Raw genomic sequence first — 15,909 nt, 5'->3', positions numbered from 1 at the left:
CGCAGCCCCCTCGCGGTCGCCCGGTTCCGGGGGCGGGGCCGCTGCGGCCTAGAAGAAGCCCTGGGCGTCCTCGGAGTAGGAGACCAGCAGGTTCTTGGTCTGCTGGTAGTGGTCCAGCATCATCAGGTGGTTCTCGCGGCCGATGCCGGAGGACTTGTAGCCGCCGAAGGCCGAGTGGGCGGGGTAGTTGTGGTACTGGTTCACCCACACCCGCCCGGCCTGGATGTCGCGCCCGGCGCGGTAGGCGAGGTTGCCGTTGCGGGCCCACACCCCGGCCCCGAGGCCGTAGAGGGTGTCGTTGGCGGTGGCCATGGCGTCGGCGTAGTCGGTGAAGCGGGTCACCGACAGGACGGGCCCGAAGATCTCCTCCTGGAAGATGCGCATCGAGTTCTCGCCCTCGAACACCGTGGGGGAGACGTAGAAGCCCTCGGCGAGGTCCCCGTCCAGGACGTTGCGCTCCCCGCCCACGAGGACCTTCGCGCCCTCCTGCCGGCCGATGTCGATGTAGGAGAGGATCTTCTGCAACTGGTCGTTGGAGGCCTGTGCGCCGACCTGGGTGTCGAGGTCCAGGGGGTTGCCCTGGACCATGCCCTTGACGCGCTCGACGCCGTCGGCGAGCAGCCGGTCGTAGATCGAGCCCTGGATCAGGGCGCGCGAGGGGCAGGTGCAGACCTCGCCCTGGTTGAGGGCGAAGAACGCGAAGCCCTCCAGGGCCTTGTCGTAGAAGGAGTCCTGGGCCGCGGCCACGTCCTCGAAGAAGATGTTCGGGGACTTCCCGCCCAGCTCGAGGGTCACCGGGATGATGTTCTGGGAGGCGTACTGCATGATGAGCCGGCCGGTGGTGGTCTCGCCGGTGAAGGCGATCTTGCGGATCCGCGGGCTCGAGGCCAGCGGCTTGCCGGCCTCCACGCCGAAGCCGTTGACCACGTTGACCACGCCCGGGGGCAGGATGTCCGCGAGCAGCTCCATGAGCACCATGATCGAGGCCGGGGTCTGCTCGGCGGGCTTGAGCACCACGGCGTTGCCCGCGGCCAGGGCCGGGGCCAGCTTCCACACGCCCATGAGGATCGGGAAGTTCCAGGGGATGATCTGCCCGACCACGCCCAGGGGCTCGTGGAAGTGGTAGGACGTGGTGTTGTCGTCGAGCTGGGAGAGCGTGCCCTCCTGGGCGCGGATCGCCCCGGCGAAGTAGCGGAAGTGGTCGATGGCCAGGGCGATGTCCGCGTTGATGGACTCGCGCACGGGTTTGCCGTTGTCCCAGGTCTCGGCCACGGCGAGCATCTCGAGGTTGGCCTCCATCCGGTCGGCGATCCGGTGCAGCACCAGCGCCCGCTCCGCCACGGGGGTCTTGCCCCAGACGGGGGCGACGGCCCACGCGGCGTCGAGCGCGGCGTCGATGTCCTCGGCGGTGCCGCGGGCCACCTCGGTGAAGGGCTTGCCGTTGACCGGGGAGACGTTCTCGAAATACTGGCCCTTCACGGGCGGCACCCACTGCCCGCCGATCCAGTGCTCGTAGCGCGGCTTGAAGGTGACCTTGGAGCCCTCGGTGCCGGGCTGCGCATAGACGGTGGTGAGGGACTGGGTTTCGACGCTCATGGTGGCCTGCTCCTTGTGCGGGACGGTGCTGTCGGCACGGGCGCGGACCGTCTCGTCCGCGCCGGCCTGTGATGCAGGTCACGCTACGCCGCGCCACGTTGCACGCACGTTGCACCGGGTCCCGGGCCAGGTCAGTGGCGCAGCCGCTCCAGCTCGAGCACGGCCTCGGCGCGGGCGGGGGAGCGGGCCGGCAGGAGGCGCAGCAGCAGCGCCCACGCCTCGGCGTCGTCGGCGGCCTCCGGCAGGGTCAGGTACTCGCGCACGGCCTCGGCCGAGCCGTCGGCCAGGACGGCCTCGCGCAGGAGCCCGGTGACGCGGTGGCGCAGCGCCACGACGGAGGGCGCCTCGGAGTGCGGCAGCAGGGCCCCGGTGTACTCCCGCAGGGCCCGCCGGTGGGAGCCCCGGGCGAGCAGCTCGAGGACCCGGCCTGCGTCCGACGGCAGGGGGGCATCGAGCCGGTAGGGCCGCGAGGCGATCGCCGGGCCGCCCCGGGGCTCGAGCAGCCGGCGCAGCCGAAGCACCTCGGCCCGCACCGTGGTCTCCTGCGCCCGGCCGCCCCACAGCTGCACCGACAGCTCCGCGGTGCTCAGCCCGGCCGCGGCGCGGGAGAGCGCCAGGAGGATCTCGGCGTGGCGCTCGGTCAGCTCCAGGGGGTGCCCGTCCAGCAGCAGCGCGGGCGGGGCGTCGCCCAGCACGCGCAGGAACGCGCCGGAGGCGGGGGCGCGGCCCGCCGCGGGGGACGGTCCCCGGTCCTGTCGGCCGGAGCGCAGGGCGAGGGCGAGCTCGGCCCGGGCGGCGCGCACGGCCGCGCCGACCAGCGCCCGCGTGGCGGGATCGGCGGCGGCGTCCCCGCCGGTGAGGTCCACCGCGCCGAGCAGCGCCCCCGTGACGGGGTGCAGCAGAGGGGCCGCCGTGCAGGACCACGGCCGGGCCTCGGGGTAGAAGTGCTGCTCGCGGTGCACGGTCACCGGCCGGCGCAGGACCAGGGCCGTGCCGGGGGCGTTGGTGCCCACGGCGGTCTCGGACCAGTCGGCGCCCTCGACGAAGCCCATCGCCTCGGCGCGCCGCCGCGTCGCGGCGGCGCCCCGCACTCGCAGGAGCACCCCGCGGGCGTCCGTCACGGCCACGACCAGCCCGGTGTCCTCGGCCAGGGGGGTGAGCAGCTCGTCGAGCACGGGCAGCAGCAGCCGCAGCGGGGCGCGGGCCTCCCGGACGTCGGTGCGGTCCAGCACCACCTGCGGGGTGCAGCGCTCGGGCGCCGAGAGGTGGCCCAGCGAACGGGCCCAGGACAGGCGCAGCTGCGGGTCCGTCGTCGTCGGTCCGTCCGTCGGTGCGCCCACGCGCCTTCCCCCTGCTCGATGCTGTGACCCAGCTCTCATGCCGCTCCTCAGCGTAGCCCGGGACGCGTCCGGCGACAGCGAGGGGCGGGGAACTGGAGGAATGCGTCGAGCATTCCTCCAGTTCCCCACCCCTCGCGGTGGGGACGCCTGCGGCGCCGGGCGTCAGCGGGCGGCGGCCGCGGCGTCCTCCGGGCGGAGTTCCGCACCGGGCACGACTCCGCGCTCGGTGCCGGGCACGACTCCGCGCTCGGTGCCGGGCTCGGTGCCGGGCTGCGCTCCGGACCGGGAGTCCGCATCCTCGGGCACGAACGGGTCGCCGGTGCGCGGGGCGTCGTAGAGCCCGCGGTCCAGGAGGCCCTCGCGGTGGGCGACGATCGTGGGCACCAGGGCCTGGCCCGCCACGTTGAGCGCGGTGCGGCCCATGTCGATGATCGGGTCCACGGCCAGCAGGAGCCCCACGCCGTCGAGCGGCAGGCCCAGCGTGGACAGCGTCAGGGTGAGCATCACGGTGGCCCCCGTGGTGCCGGCGGTCGCCGCGGAGCCCAGCACGGACACGAACGCGATGAGCACGTAGTGGGTGACGTCCAGGTCGATCCCGTAGAACTGCGCGACGAACAGGGCCGCGACGGCGGGGTAGACCGCGGCGCAGCCGTCCATCTTGGTGGTCGCGCCCAGCGGCACGGCGAAGGAGGCGTAGGCGCGGGGCACCCCGAGGCTGCGCTCGGTGACGCGCTGGGTCAGCGGCATGGTGCCCATCGAGGACCGGGAGACGAAGCCCAGCTGCACGGCCGGCCACACCCCGGAGAAGTACTGCTTCACGGACAGCCCGTGCGCCTTCACCAGCACCGGGTAGACCACCAGGGCCACGACCAGCAGGCCGGCGTAGACGGTCGCGACGAACGCCAGGAGCCCGCCCATCGAGGTCCAACCGTACTCGAACACGGCCCGGCCGATCAGCCCGAGCGTGCCCAGCGGGGCGAGACGGATGATCCACCAGACGACCTTCTGCACCACGGCCAGCGCGGAGCGCACCACGGCCAGGAAGGGCTCGGCGGGGGCGCCCACCTTGAGCGCCGCGATGCCGACGGCGGCCGAGACCACGAGCACCTGCAGCACGTTGAAGCCGAGCGAGGTCTGGACGGTCTCCGGGTCCACCACCGAGGAGGAAACCTGCAGGCCCAGGAAGTTGGCGGGGACGAGGCCGGTGAGGAAGCCCAGCCACGAGCCCTGCGTCCCGGTGTACGCCTCGGTGGGCGCGGCGGCGCCGCTGCCCGCACCGGGCTGGACGACGAGCCCGAGCACGAGCCCGACCGTCACGGCGATCAGCGCGGTGATCCCGAACCACAGCAGCGTCTTCCACGCGAGCCGGGCGGCGTCGGAGACCTCCCGCAGGTTGGCGATCGAGGAGATCACCGCGGTCACCACGAGCGGGACCACGGCGGCCTTGAGCAGGCTGACGTAGCTGGTGCCGATGGTGTCCAGTGCGGTCATCAGCCAGTTGGGGTCCGTGTCGGGGTCGCCGCCGAGGGTGTCGGCGACGGTGCCCAGGACCACGCCCAGGAGGAGGGCGAGCACGATCTGCGGGCCGAAGGAGGTCATCCACCGGGGCAGACGTCGATTGCTTTCTGCGGAAATCATGCGTTCACGATAGGGCGCGCAAATATACATCACCGAATGACGGTGACGAAATGTGACGCTCAGATGACGTGGATCACAGGCCGAGGGCGTACTGGAGGGTGTCGAGGCCCACCGAGCCGAGGCGCAGCGCGCGCGTGTGGAAGTCCCTGAGCAGGAATCCCGAGCCGGCCGCGGCGCGGGCGTCCTCCCGCGCCTGCTCCCACAGCTGCTGGCCCACCTTGTAGGACGGCGCCTGCCCGGGCCAGCCCATGTAGCGCATCCACTCGAAGCGCAGCATGGGGTCCGCCATCACGATGTTCGAGCGCAGGAACCGCCACCCGTCCTCGGGCGTCCAGACCTCGCCGGGCCGGGCCCCGCCGAGGGCGTCCCCGAGCTCCGCGGGGATGCGGTAGCCGCAGTGGAAGCCGACGTCGAAGACCACCCGTGCCGCCCGCAGCCGCTGGGAGTCCAGCATCCCCATCCGGTCCCCGGGGTCCTGCAAGTGGCCCAGCTCGTCCATGAGCCGCTCGGCGTACAGCGCCCAGCCCTCCCCGTGGCCCGAGACCCACACGCCCATCCGCCGCCACCGGTTGAGCTCCCCCGAGTTGGCGAGCGCGGTGGAGAACTGCAGGTGGTGACCGGGGACGCCCTCGTGGTAGACGGTCGTGGTCTCCTCCCACGTGGTGAAGGTCGCCGTGCCCTCGGGCACGGACCACCACATCCGCCCGGGGCGGGAGAAGTCGGCGCTCGGCATCGAGTACCAGATCCCGCCGTCGTGGGTCGGGGCGATGCGGCACTCGAGCCGGCGCATGGGCCCGGTCAGCTCGAAGTGCGTGTCCGCGAGGGCGTCCACGGCGGCGTCGGAGAGGTCCTGCATCCACGCCTGCAGCGCGTCGGTGCCGTGCAGCTGTCGGGCCGGGTCGGCGTCCAGGGCCGCCATGGCCTGGGCGACCGTGGCTCCGGGGACGATCCGGTGGGCGAGCTGCTCCTGCTCCGCCACGATCGTGCGCAGCAGCTCCACCCCCCAGGCGTAGACCGTGGCCGGGTCCAGGACGGCGCCCAGGAACTCCTGCAGGCGCAGGGTGTACACGTCGGGGCCCACCGCGTCCGTGCGGGGCGCGTCCGCGGCGAGCTCCTTCCCCAGCACCGCGGCGAGCTCCTGGTAGGCGCGCCGCGCCGCCTCGGCCGCCTCCGCGACCTCCTGCCGCAGGGCCTCCGGGACGCGGGGGCCGCGCGCCAGCCGGGCGAAGAAGCCGTTCCGGGCCGCGTAGCCGGTGCACTGCCGGGCCGCGTTGTGCAGCTGGGCGGCGGAGGCCGAGCGGCCGAGGGAGCGGGCGTGCCGCAGGCCCAGGACGTAGGAGTCCACGGCGGCGGGCACGGCGCGCAGCCGCCCGGCGATGTGCGCCCAGTCCTCGGCGGTGCGCCGCGGCAGGTCGTCGAAGACCTCCCGGATCTCCTGCACCGGGGAGGAGATGTTGTTGACCTCCCAGCCCCGCAGCCCCTCCTCGTGCAGGAGCAGTTCCAGGCCGAGCCGCTCGCGCAGGGCGTGGCCGGTGATCCGGTCGACGTCGTCGGCCGGGGCCGCACGCTCGAGCTCGGCCAGCGTGCGGCGGGCGGCGTCGGCCCGGGCCTCCAGGCCCTCGGGTCCGAAGTCCCGGTACTCGTGCTCGTGCCCGGGGAAGCCGTGCACGGTGGCCTGGGCCGGGTCCAGCTCCATGGTGCGCGCGAACCAGCGCTCGGCCACGGCGTCCACGGCCGTGGGCTCGCGCCGCCCGGCGCCGAGGGGCGCCGGCCCGGGGCCGGCGGTGGACGAGGGATCGGGCCGTTCATCGGTCATGCACGTCACACTAGCGCCGGGCGCTCCCTAGACTGCGGAGCATGTCCGCCCCTGTGCCGCGCGCGAGCTCCGCGCCTCCCGCCACCGTCCCGGACGGGCCGTCGGGCGCCGCGGGGACCGGGCCCGCCCTGCTCGTGGTCGTCGCCGGCGTGGTGGGCGCCCTGCACGTCTGGAAGCTCTCCCCGGCGCTGCCCGTGCTCTCCGCCGAGCTCGGCCTGAGCCTGGTGCAGGGCGGGTTCCTGCTCTCCACCGTGCAGGTGGCGGGGATGCTGCTCGGCGTGGTGGTCGGCCTGTTCGGGGACCGCATCGGGCTGCGCCGGGGGCTGGTGCTCGGGCTGGGCCTGCTCACGGCGGGCTCCGCGACGGGTCTGCTCTCCACCGGGTACGGCCCGCTGCTGGGCTCCCGGGTGCTGGAGGGCGTGGGGTTCATGCTCGTGGCGATCTGCGCCCCGGCCCTGATCCGGCGCACCGTGGCCCCGGCCCGGGTGTCCCTCCTGGTGGGGCTGTGGGGCTGCCACATCCCGGTCGCCGCGGCGCTGTCCCTGCTGCTCGGGGGCGTGCTGAGCGAGGCCCTCGGCTGGCGCACCTGGTGGGCGGTCGCCGCGGCCGGCTCCGCGCTCCTGGGCGTGCTGGTGCTCGCCGTGCTCCCGCCGGACCCGGCCCACGTGGTGGTGCACGGGGTGCGGCAGCGCCTCGGGCTGACCCTGCGCGCGCCCGGGCCGTGGCTCGTGGCCCTGGTCTTCGGGCTCTACACCGCCCAGTGGAACGGCGTGGTGCAGTTCCTGCCCTCGATATACGCCGAGGCCGGGATCGAGGTGGGCGCCGCGGCGGGGCTCAGCGCGCTCGCCGCGGGCGTCAACGTGGTGGGCAACCTGGGCGCCGGCCGGGCCCTGCAGCGCGGGGTGCGCCCCGTGGTGCTGTGGTGCACCGGCTTCGCCGTGCTGGGGCTGGCCGCCGTGGTCGCGTTCGGGCTCGCCCCCCTGCTGGACGAGGGGGCGCGCTTCGGCGTCCGCTACGGCGCGGTCCTGGTCTTCTCCGCGGTGGGGGGAGTGGTGCCGACCACGGCGATCGCGAGCCTCATGCGGGTCGCCCCCACGCCCACCACGGTGGCCACCACGCTGGGGCTGGGCCAGCAGTTCAACGCCCTGGGCCAGTTCGCCGGCCCGCCCGCGGTCGCGTCGGTCGCGCAGGCGACGGGCACCTGGGACCTGACGTGGGCGGTGACCGGGGCGCTCGCCCTCGCGGGCGTCGCGGTGGCGCTCGGTGTCTCGCGGCGGATCCCCCGGGAGCCCTGAGCGGTCACCGCCGGGACCGGCTCGGGGCGGACCCGGCCGGTCTCACTGCGTCGGGTTCACCCGGCCGGGCTCACCGCGTCCGGCTCACTCCTCCGGCCGGGTCCGCCGCCACGCGCCGCGGCCCGGGCGCAGCCGCAGGCCCAGCCGCATCCGGCGGAACTGGTCCCGCCGCCCCGGGGCGCCCTTCGCGGAGGCGTCGCCCCCGCCGGAGCGCGCGAGCAGGACGGCGGTGACGGCGGCGATCTCCTCCGGTGTGGGGCTGCCGGCCGTGAAGCGCAGGGACGGGGTGCCCTCGACGGGCTCGCGGGCGGTCACAGCGGGATGTTCCCGTGCTTCTTGGTGGGCGTCGAGGCGCGCTTGTCGCGCAGGGCCCGCAGGGCCTTGAGCACCTGGACCCGGGTCTCGGACGGCGAGATCACCGCGTCCACGTAGCCCAGCTCGGCGGCCTGGTACGGGTTCAGGAGGCTCTCCTCGTACTTGCGCACCAGGTCCGCGCGCAGCGCATCGACGTCCTCGTCGTTCTCCGCCGCGGCCTTGAGGTCCCGGCGGTAGAGGATCTCCACGGCGCCCTGGGCGCCCATCACGCCGATCTGCGCGGTGGGCCAGGCCAGGTTGATGTCCGCGCCGAGCTTCTTCGAGCCCATGACGATGTAGGCCCCGCCGTAGGCCTTGCGGGTGATGAGGGTGACCAGCGGGACGGTCGCCTCGGCGTAGGCGTAGAGCAGCTTGGCGCCGCGCCGGATGATGCCGTTGAACTCCTGGTCGGTGCCGGGCAGGAACCCCGGCACGTCCACGAGGGTCAGGATCGGGACGTTGAACGCGTCGCAGTGGCGCACGAACCGGGCGGCCTTCTCGGACGCCGCGATGTCCAGCGTGCCGGCGAACTGCATGGGCTGGTTCGCCACGATGCCCACGGTGTGCCCCTCGACGCGGGCGTAGCCGATCATCACGTTGGGGGCGTAGAGGGCCTGCATCTCCAGGAAGTGCCCGTCGTCGACGATCGCCTCGACCACCGCGCGCATGTCGTACGGCTGGTTGGCGGAGTCCGGGACCAGCGTGTCCAGGGCGAGGTCCGCGTCCGTGACCTCGTCCTCCTGGTCGTGGTCCAGCAGGGGCGCCTCCTGCAGGTTGTTGGCCGGGAGGAACTCGAGGAGCTCGTGCACGAAGTCGAACGCGTCCTGCTCGTCGTCGGCGAGGTACGTGGCCGTGCCCGTGGTCGCGTTGTGCTGGCGCGCCCCGCCCAGGGTCTCCATGTCCACCGACTCGCCCGTGACCGTCTTGATGACGTCCGGGCCGGTGATGAACATGTGCGAGGTCTTGTCGACCATCACGATGTAGTCGGTCAGGGCCGGGGAGTAGGCCGCCCCGCCCGCGCACGGGCCCATGATCAGCGAGATCTGCGGGACCACCCCGGAGGAGCGGACGTTCATGTTGAAGATGTCCGCGAACATGGCCAGGGAGGCCACGCCCTCCTGGATCCGCGCGCCGCCGCCGTCGTTGATCCCGACGACCGGGCAGCCGTTGCGCAGCGCGAACTTCTGGACCTTGACGATCTTCTCCCCGTTGACCTGGGACAGCGACCCGCCGAACACCGCGAAGTCCTGGGAGTAGACCGCCACCAGGCGCCCGTCCACCGTGCCGTAGCCGCTGACCACGCCGTCGCCGGGCAGTTTCTTCGCCGCCATCCCGAAGGCGGTCGAGCGGTGGGTCGCGAGGGCGTCGAACTCCACGAAGGAGTCCTCGTCCAGGAGCATCTCCACGCGCTCGCGGGCGGTGTTCTTCCCTCGGCCGTGCTGCTTCTCGATCGCCGCCTGCCCGGCGGGGGCCTCGGAGCGGGCCCTGCGGTCGTGGAAGTCGGCGATCTTGCCGGCGGTGGTCGTCAGGTCGTGGGTCACAAGCACCTCGTGGTCTGGTACGCGGCCGGCCCGGCGGGCCGAGCGGTCCGGTCCGGGGTGGTCTGGGGACCTGCTCACTCTAGTCCGCGGCCGCGGGGGCCTCCGTTGTAGAAGTCCTACAAATTCCGTGTCCGGGGCCGGGGGACGCCCGGTCGGTGCTCAGCCGACGCGGCCGAGGACCACCTTCCAGGGGCGGACGGTCCGCTCGGTGACCACGCCGTGGCGCACCAGCGGGTCCTCGTCGGTGAGCCGCTCGACCGCCGCGGCGTCCTCGGCGGCGAAGACCAGCAGCGCGCCCGGCGCGCCGTCGTCCCCGAACGGCCCGGACGCGAGCAGGTGCCCCTGCTCCACGAGCCCGCCGAGGTACTCCCGGTGCTCGGGGCGGCGGGCGGCCAGGACGTCGGCGGGCCCTCCGTAGACGTAGGTGACGGCGAACGTCGTGGGGTTCTCGGCTGCGCTCACGATGGCTCCTTCGGGTCGTGCCGCGGCCCCGCCGGCGGGACAGGACGGTCCAGCCGGTTCCCGGGGAACCGGGCCACTACTGTGGATGTGGTCCGAACACTACGCGGACGGGGCCCGGCCGGTCAGCACCGTCCGCCCGGGAACCGAGACGACCGACCCGAGGAGAACCGTGCCCGACCCCCGCGCCGCCGACCTGCGCGCCCCCGCCGTCCTGGCAGCCCTGGCGGACCTCGGCCTGGGGCGGATGGACGTCCTCGACGAGGTCGGCTCCACGAACGAGCACCTGACGGCCGCCGTCACCCGGCAGGCGCGCGGCCCCCGCCGGGACCGGCCGTGGACCGACCTGTCCCTCGTGGTCACCGGGCACCAGAGCGCGGGGCGCGGCCGGCTGGACCGGGTGTGGACCACCGAGCCCGGCACCGCGCTGACCTTCAGCGTCCTGCTGCGCCCGGCCGACGACCGCGGCCGGCCGCTGCCCACCCAGCACTTCCCGTGGCTGACCCTGTTGATGGCCTCGGCCGTGGTCGACGCCCTGGACGGGCTCGCGGCGGCGGGCGCGCGGATCAAGTGGCCCAACGACGTCCTGGTGGACGGGCGCAAGGTCGCCGGTCTGCTCGCGGGCCTCGTCCTGGACGAGCAGCGCCCGCCGGCGGTGGTGCTCGGCACGGGGATCAACGTCGGCCAGGAGGAGCTGCCCGTGGCCACGGCCACGTCCGTCCGGCGCGCCACCGGGCGCGAGGTCGAGCGCGCCGCCGTCCTGCGGGCCGTGCTGTGCGCGTTCGTCCCCCTCTACCGGCAGTTCTGCGCGGACCCGGCCGCCGCCGTGCGGCCCGGGGGCCCGCTGCGCGCCCGGATCTCCGAGCGGATGGAGACCCTCGGCCGCACGGTGCGCGCCGAGCTCCCCGGCGGGGCCGCCCCCGTCACGGGCACCGCGACGGGCCTGGGCGAGCACGGGGGGCTGCTCGTGCGCGAGGCCGGCGGCGCCCGGCGCGAGGTGACGGCCGGCGACGTGGTGCACCTGCGCCCCGCCACGGACGCCCCCGGGACGGCCTGACCGTGCCCGCCCGTCCTGCCCTGCAGCCGGGGGAGCGCGTGCTCGTGTCCACGCGGGCGCACGGCGCGCGGCTGACCCGGCCCTTCCTGGTGCTGCTGCTCACCGTGTTCGCGCTCTCGACCGCCCAGCGGGCCCTCGAGCTGCGCTGGCGCCCCGTGGCGGAGCCGTGGACCACGGTGCACGCCGGGGTGGAGCTCACCCTGCTCGTCGTCGCCGGCTGGGTGGTGCTCCGCAGCTGCCTGCGCCCGCTCTCGCGCTGGTGGCGCACCCGCTACGTGCTCACCACCCGCCACCTCGTGCTGCTGCGCCCCGGCGGTCCCCGCAAGACCGTGTCGCTGCCCCTGCACCAGCTGCGCCGGGTCGACGTGGAGCGCCGGAGCAGCCCCGCCCTCGGCCGGCGCGACGGGCGCGTCGTGGCCGACTTCGGGCCCCTCGGCGGGCTGCGCCTCGAGCACGCCCCGGAGGCGAACCGCCTGGCCGGGCTGATCCGCCGGGCCGCCGAGGACCAGTGGGCCGCGGGCGGCGGCACCGGCCGGACCGGGGATCCCGGCTCCGGCGGGGGTGCGCCTGGGCTCCCTCCCACTAGAGTGGACCGCGACGCGGTCGTGGCACCACGCCGGGGCCCGTCCGTCGCCCCGCGCCGACCGTGGAGCCGGCGGGCCGTCCACCACGAAGAGGAGTGACGTGTGGCGAGTGAGGACTCGGAGAACCAGGGCGAGCCGGTGCTCGGCCCCCAGACGGCGCAGCTGAACCTGAACCTGCACAACCCCGTCCAGGCCAACCTCTACCGCTCGGACGAGTCCAAGGCCGCCGTGCAGGCCCTCGAGCAGACCCTCCTGGGCTCCGAGCGCGATCTGCGCCGCCGGGAGGCCGCGCGCCGGGGCGGGCTGTCCCTGCTGTCCGCGCGGAAGGTGTGGCGGGCCCTGGGCTTCCCGAACCTGACCGACGACGACCTCTGGTTCACCGAGCAGGACTCCGAGGCCCTCCGGGTGCTGTCCACGATGGTGCTCGAGGAGAAGGTCACCGAGGAGGCCGCGCTGTCCCTGGTGCGCTCGATCGGGCAGATGACCGACCGCATGGTGGTGTGGCAGGTCGAGGCGCTCGTCGAGGACATGGTCGTCCACCGGGGCATGACCGACGCCGCCGCGCGCCGGCAGCTGCTGCACCTGCTGCCGGACCTCATCGACGCGATCGAGAACCTCCTGGTCTACTCGTGGCGGCGGCAGATGAACGCCGCCGTGCAGCGGCTGGCGATGCGCGTGGAGCGCCCGGACGGCTCGACCGCCACCGGCCCCACGGCCGACGACGGAGCGTCCTCCATCCTCCCGCTCGCGCGCGGGGTGGGCTTCGCCGACCTGGTCTCCTACACCTCGCTGTCCCGGCAGATGAACGAACGGACCCTGGCGAACCTCGTGCAGCGCTTCGAGAACCGCTGCGCCGAGGTGATCGCCGTGGGCGGCGGCCGGCTCATCAAGACCATCGGGGACGAGGTCATGTTCCTCGCCGAGACCCCCGAGGGCGGGGCCCAGATCTCCCTGGCCCTGTCCCGCGCCATCCGCGACGACCCCGACCTCCCGCAGGCCCGCGTGGCGTTCGTGTGGGGGCGTGTGCTGCCGCGCCTCGGGGACATCTACGGTCCCACGGTGAACCTCGCCTCCCGGCTCGTGGCGCTGACCGACCCGGGCTCCGTGCTCGTGGACGCCTCGACCGCCGCGGTGCTCTCCGGCGACGACCGCTTCATCCTCCTGCCGCAGCCCACCCGCAACGTGCGGGGCTTCGGCGACGTCCAGCCCGTCGCGCTCTCCCAGGGTGCCGGTCCCGGGCTGGAGGTCGACTTCGAATGAGCGCACCCCTCGTCATCCGCGCGGGCGCGTCCACGGACCGGGGCCTGCGCCGGGAGTCCAACGAGGACGCCCTGGTGGTCACCGCCACGATGTGCGCCGTGGCGGACGGCATGGGCGGGCACGAGGCCGGCGAGGTGGCGAGCGCCCTGTGCGTGCGCACACTCGGGGCGTCCCCCCTGTTCCAGCTCGAGGACTTCCGGTCCTTCGAGGTCCTCGAGCCGGAGCCGCCCCGGGACATCGCCCGGTTCCGCGCCACCGTGGAGCGCGAGCTGCGCCTGGACCCGGAGATCCCCGACGACGCGATCGAGGCCGTCCGCCGCGTCCGCTCGGTGCTGTGGCAGGCGGACCAGCACATCCAGCAGGCCGTCGAGGGCCGGGCCGGCACCACCGTCACGGGCGTGTGGCTGCACCGGATCGACGGGCGCATGCTGTGGATCGTGTTCAACACGGGCGACTCCCGGACCTACCGGCTGGCCGCGCCCGGGGTCGACCCGGGCGACGGGGGGCCGACGCTCGAGCAGCTGACCGTGGACCACTCCGAGGTGCAGTACCTCGTGTCGATCGGGCAGCTCACCTCGGCGCAGGCGCTCGTGCACCCGCGCCGCAACGTGATCACCCGCGCCCTGGGCACCGGCCAGGTCTGGGAGCCGGACGTGTGGGTGCTCCCGGCCCGGCACGGGGACCGGCTGATGCTGTGCTCGGACGGGCTGACCAACGAGCTGAGCCCCGCCCACATGGCCCGGGTGCTCGCCTCGGTACCGCACCCCAAGGAGGCGGCCGACGTGCTGCTGCAGGCAGCGCTGCGCACCGGCGGACGGGACAACGTCACCGTGATCGTGGCCGACGCCGTGCGGCCGGGGGAGTACGCCCCCGGGTTCTGAGCCCCGCGCCCGGCGGGGACGCGGCGTCCCCCGAAGTGGGGGGAATCATCAACCGTCACATCGGGACCGCCCCGTCCGGCTCTGTTTACCTTTGAGAACATGGTCGTCTCGCGCCGCTCCTTCGTCCTCTCCGGCCTGGTGCTCGCCGCGGCGGGGGCCCTCGGCGGCACGCTGCCGGAGCCGTCCGCCGGCCGGCGCCCGTTCGTGCTGTGGGGCTCCTCGTCGGCGGCCAGCGCGCTCCACCAGGACCGCCCACGGGGCTTCCCCGCGGTGCGCATCGAGGAGCTGCTGGCGCAGCTGCTGGAGGCGCCGGGGACCTCGCGCGCGGTCAGCGGCGACAGGTCGTGGCAAACCCTGGCGATGCGCAGCCGCGACCACCCGTACCTGCCGCGGCTGGGCTCCGGCTACGGGGTCGGGCGGATCCCGGCCCACGGGGAGCTGGTGGTGCCCACCGTGGACGGCCGGGTGCCGAGCGCGAACCTGGCCGTCCCCGGCACGGTCTCCGGGGTCCCGTGCACCATCCGGGCCGTGGCGCGGGACGGGGGCACCGTGGTGCTGCGCCGCGCGGTGCCCGGGACGGATGTCGAGGTGGCGCCCGCGTCGGCCGCGCGGTGGCGCACCGCGCTCGAGGAGCGGCACCGGGGCCACGTCCACCTGCTGTGGACGGGCAAGAACAACATCGAGGACCAGGACCGGGTCGTCTCCGACACCCGTGCGGCGTGGCGGGTCGAGCCGGACACGTCCGTGGTGATGGGCCAGTGGCACACCGTGGCCGACCGGCCCGGCACGGCGGGGTGGGCGCAGGTGCGCGGCGTGAACGCGGTCCTGCACGAGGAGTACGGCGGCCGGTTCTACGACACGATGGCCGATCTGCGGGATCCCGGGCTGTGGTCCCTGCCGAGCCTGAGGCCCTGCCGGATCGGCGTCTCGGCCGCCGACCGCCGGTGGCTGGCCCTGGGACTGCCCCCGCGCTCGGTCGTCGCCGGCGACCGCCGGCACCTCAACGCGCTGGGCAACACGATCGTGGCCCACGGCCTGCACCGCCACCTGACCGGGCCGGCCGGGCTCTACTGAGCGGCTCCCGGCACCGCCCCGGAGGTGCCGCGGATCCCTGGGCACGACCCCTTGTCCCGGGCGGCGGAACGCCCTAATATACAACCAAATGGTTGTACGAAATGAGCTGGCGGACGACGAGGTCGATCGCATCTTCCAGGCCCTCGCGGACACCACGCGACGGGACATCGTGACGCGGGTGCTCCGGCAGGAGCAGTCGGTGTCCGCGCTGGCGGGGCACTACCGGATGAGCTTCGCGGCAGTGCAGAAGCACGTCGCGGTGCTCGAACGGGCCTCGCTGGTCACCAAGCAGCGGCGCGGGCGGGAGCAGGTGGTGCACGCCAACGTGGCCACGCTGCGCCGGGCGGCCGGGCTGCTGGAGGACTACGAGCAGATCTGGCGCGGGCGCGCCCGCGCCATCGAGCACCTCCTCGCCGAGGAGGTGCCCCCCGGGGACCGGGGGGCGCAGTAGGAAGGGAGCAGGACATGCCGGTCATCGACGTGCACAAGGACACGGAGGCGCTGACCCTGACGTTCGTCGCGGAGTTCGCCGCGGACGTCGAGCGGGTCTGGCAGGTCTGGGCGGACCCGCGCCAGCTCGAGCGCTGGTGGGGTCCGCCGGGGTGGCCCGCCACCTTCGAGGAGCACGAGCTCGCCGAGGGCGGGCGGTGCCGCTACTACATGACCGGACCGGACGGGGAGAAGGCCCGGGGCTGGTGGACGGTCACCGCCGTGGACCCGCCGCACCGGCTGGAGTTCGACGACGGCTTCGCGGACGCGGACGGGGAGCCCGATCCGGCCCTGGGGGCCACCCACGGCGTGGTGACGTTCGAAGCCGTCGACGGCCGGACACGGATGACCACGGTGTCGACCTTCGAGAGCGCGGAGCAGCTCGCGCAGATGTCGGCGATGGGCATGGAGGAGGGCATGCGCCAGGCCATGGGCCAGATCGACGACCTCCTCGCCGGCGCCGTCTCCCGCTGAGCCGTCTGCAGCAGGGTCCTGCCCGGCCCCGCCCGCGGGACCGGGCAGGAC

Annotated in this window: 15 protein-coding genes; 8 read left to right on the top strand and 7 right to left on the bottom strand. The window is 74.3% G+C overall.

Features of this window, described 5'->3' with window-relative positions; translation table 11 throughout:
• Positions 1–48: 48 nt before the first annotated feature.
• The 4 genes from exaC to ACH9D2_RS18025 all read right to left on the bottom strand — a co-directional run bounded on the left by exaC (position 49) and on the right by ACH9D2_RS18025 (position 6,390).
• Positions 49–1,596 carry an acetaldehyde dehydrogenase ExaC gene (exaC, locus tag ACH9D2_RS18040; protein WP_396364207.1) on the bottom strand — a complete coding sequence of 516 codons (1,548 nt, stop codon included), beginning with the start codon at positions 1,594–1,596 and terminating at the stop codon, positions 49–51.
• Between the two features lie 131 nt (positions 1,597–1,727).
• On the bottom strand, positions 1,728–2,936 hold the full coding sequence (locus tag ACH9D2_RS18035) for a transcriptional regulator (protein WP_396364206.1): 1,209 nt from the start codon (positions 2,934–2,936) through the stop codon (positions 1,728–1,730).
• Between the two features lie 162 nt (positions 2,937–3,098).
• The gene (locus ACH9D2_RS18030) at positions 3,099–4,574 is read right to left on the bottom strand and encodes a dicarboxylate/amino acid:cation symporter (protein ID WP_396364205.1); all 1,476 of its coding nucleotides are present in this window, start codon (positions 4,572–4,574) and stop codon (positions 3,099–3,101) included.
• A 73-nt stretch (positions 4,575–4,647) separates the two neighbouring features.
• Positions 4,648–6,390 (bottom strand): DUF885 domain-containing protein, encoded by a 1,743-nt coding sequence (locus ACH9D2_RS18025; RefSeq protein WP_396364204.1) that lies wholly within the window; start codon positions 6,388–6,390, stop codon positions 4,648–4,650.
• Positions 6,391–6,431: 41 nt separating this feature from the next.
• On the opposite strand from ACH9D2_RS18025, the gene ACH9D2_RS18020 reads away from it, so the two are divergent.
• A complete protein-coding gene (locus tag ACH9D2_RS18020) occupies positions 6,432–7,685 on the top strand; it encodes an MFS transporter (RefSeq protein ID WP_396364203.1) in 1,254 nt (417 codons plus the stop codon).
• Positions 7,686–7,769: 84 nt separating this feature from the next.
• Here ACH9D2_RS18020 and ACH9D2_RS18015 read toward each other — a convergent pair whose 3' ends face one another.
• From ACH9D2_RS18015 to ACH9D2_RS18005, 3 genes are all read right to left on the bottom strand, one after another.
• Entirely contained in the window at positions 7,770–8,000 is a 231-nt protein-coding gene (locus ACH9D2_RS18015; RefSeq protein WP_396364202.1) for an acyl-CoA carboxylase subunit epsilon, read from the bottom strand.
• Positions 7,997–9,580, bottom strand: a complete 1,584-nt coding sequence (locus ACH9D2_RS18010; RefSeq protein WP_396364201.1) for an acyl-CoA carboxylase subunit beta — start codon at positions 9,578–9,580, stop codon at positions 7,997–7,999. Before ACH9D2_RS18010 ends, ACH9D2_RS18015 begins: the two co-directional genes overlap by 4 nt.
• A 159-nt stretch (positions 9,581–9,739) precedes the next feature.
• Positions 9,740–10,042: a YciI family protein gene (locus ACH9D2_RS18005; protein ID WP_396364200.1), complete on the bottom strand. Its 303-nt coding sequence runs from the start codon at positions 10,040–10,042 to the stop codon at positions 9,740–9,742.
• A 169-nt stretch (positions 10,043–10,211) separates the two neighbouring features.
• Between ACH9D2_RS18005 and ACH9D2_RS18000 the strand changes: the two genes are divergently transcribed.
• The 7 genes from ACH9D2_RS18000 to ACH9D2_RS17970 all read left to right on the top strand — a co-directional run bounded on the left by ACH9D2_RS18000 (position 10,212) and on the right by ACH9D2_RS17970 (position 15,858).
• Complete coding sequence (locus tag ACH9D2_RS18000; RefSeq protein WP_396364199.1) at positions 10,212–11,096, top strand: biotin--[acetyl-CoA-carboxylase] ligase; 885 nt, start codon at positions 10,212–10,214, stop codon at positions 11,094–11,096.
• A gap of 2 nt (positions 11,097–11,098) precedes the next feature.
• Positions 11,099–11,779: a PH domain-containing protein gene (locus ACH9D2_RS17995; protein ID WP_396364198.1), complete on the top strand. Its 681-nt coding sequence runs from the start codon at positions 11,099–11,101 to the stop codon at positions 11,777–11,779.
• A 3-nt stretch (positions 11,780–11,782) separates the two neighbouring features.
• On the top strand, positions 11,783–12,940 hold the full coding sequence (locus ACH9D2_RS17990; RefSeq protein ID WP_396364197.1) for an adenylate/guanylate cyclase domain-containing protein: 1,158 nt from the start codon (positions 11,783–11,785) through the stop codon (positions 12,938–12,940).
• Positions 12,937–13,821 (top strand): PP2C family protein-serine/threonine phosphatase, encoded by an 885-nt coding sequence (locus ACH9D2_RS17985; RefSeq protein ID WP_396364196.1) that lies wholly within the window; start codon positions 12,937–12,939, stop codon positions 13,819–13,821. The genes ACH9D2_RS17990 and ACH9D2_RS17985 overlap by 4 nt, the downstream gene beginning before the upstream one ends.
• A gap of 99 nt (positions 13,822–13,920) precedes the next feature.
• Entirely contained in the window at positions 13,921–14,895 is a 975-nt protein-coding gene (locus tag ACH9D2_RS17980) for a hypothetical protein (RefSeq protein ID WP_396364195.1), read from the top strand.
• 88 nt (positions 14,896–14,983) lie between these two features.
• Entirely contained in the window at positions 14,984–15,346 is a 363-nt protein-coding gene (locus tag ACH9D2_RS17975) for a metalloregulator ArsR/SmtB family transcription factor (RefSeq protein WP_396364194.1), read from the top strand.
• 14 nt (positions 15,347–15,360) lie between these two features.
• Positions 15,361–15,858: an SRPBCC family protein gene (locus ACH9D2_RS17970; RefSeq protein WP_396364193.1), complete on the top strand. Its 498-nt coding sequence runs from the start codon at positions 15,361–15,363 to the stop codon at positions 15,856–15,858.
• Positions 15,859–15,909: the final 51 nt, after the last annotated feature.

Origin of the sequence: Kocuria rhizosphaericola (genome assembly GCF_044462205.1) — a bacterium.
GTDB lineage: Bacteria > Actinomycetota > Actinomycetes > Actinomycetales > Micrococcaceae > Kocuria > Kocuria rhizosphaericola.
Note: the sequence above shows the minus strand (reverse complement) of the source record. Positions and strands in the feature narration are given on the sequence as shown.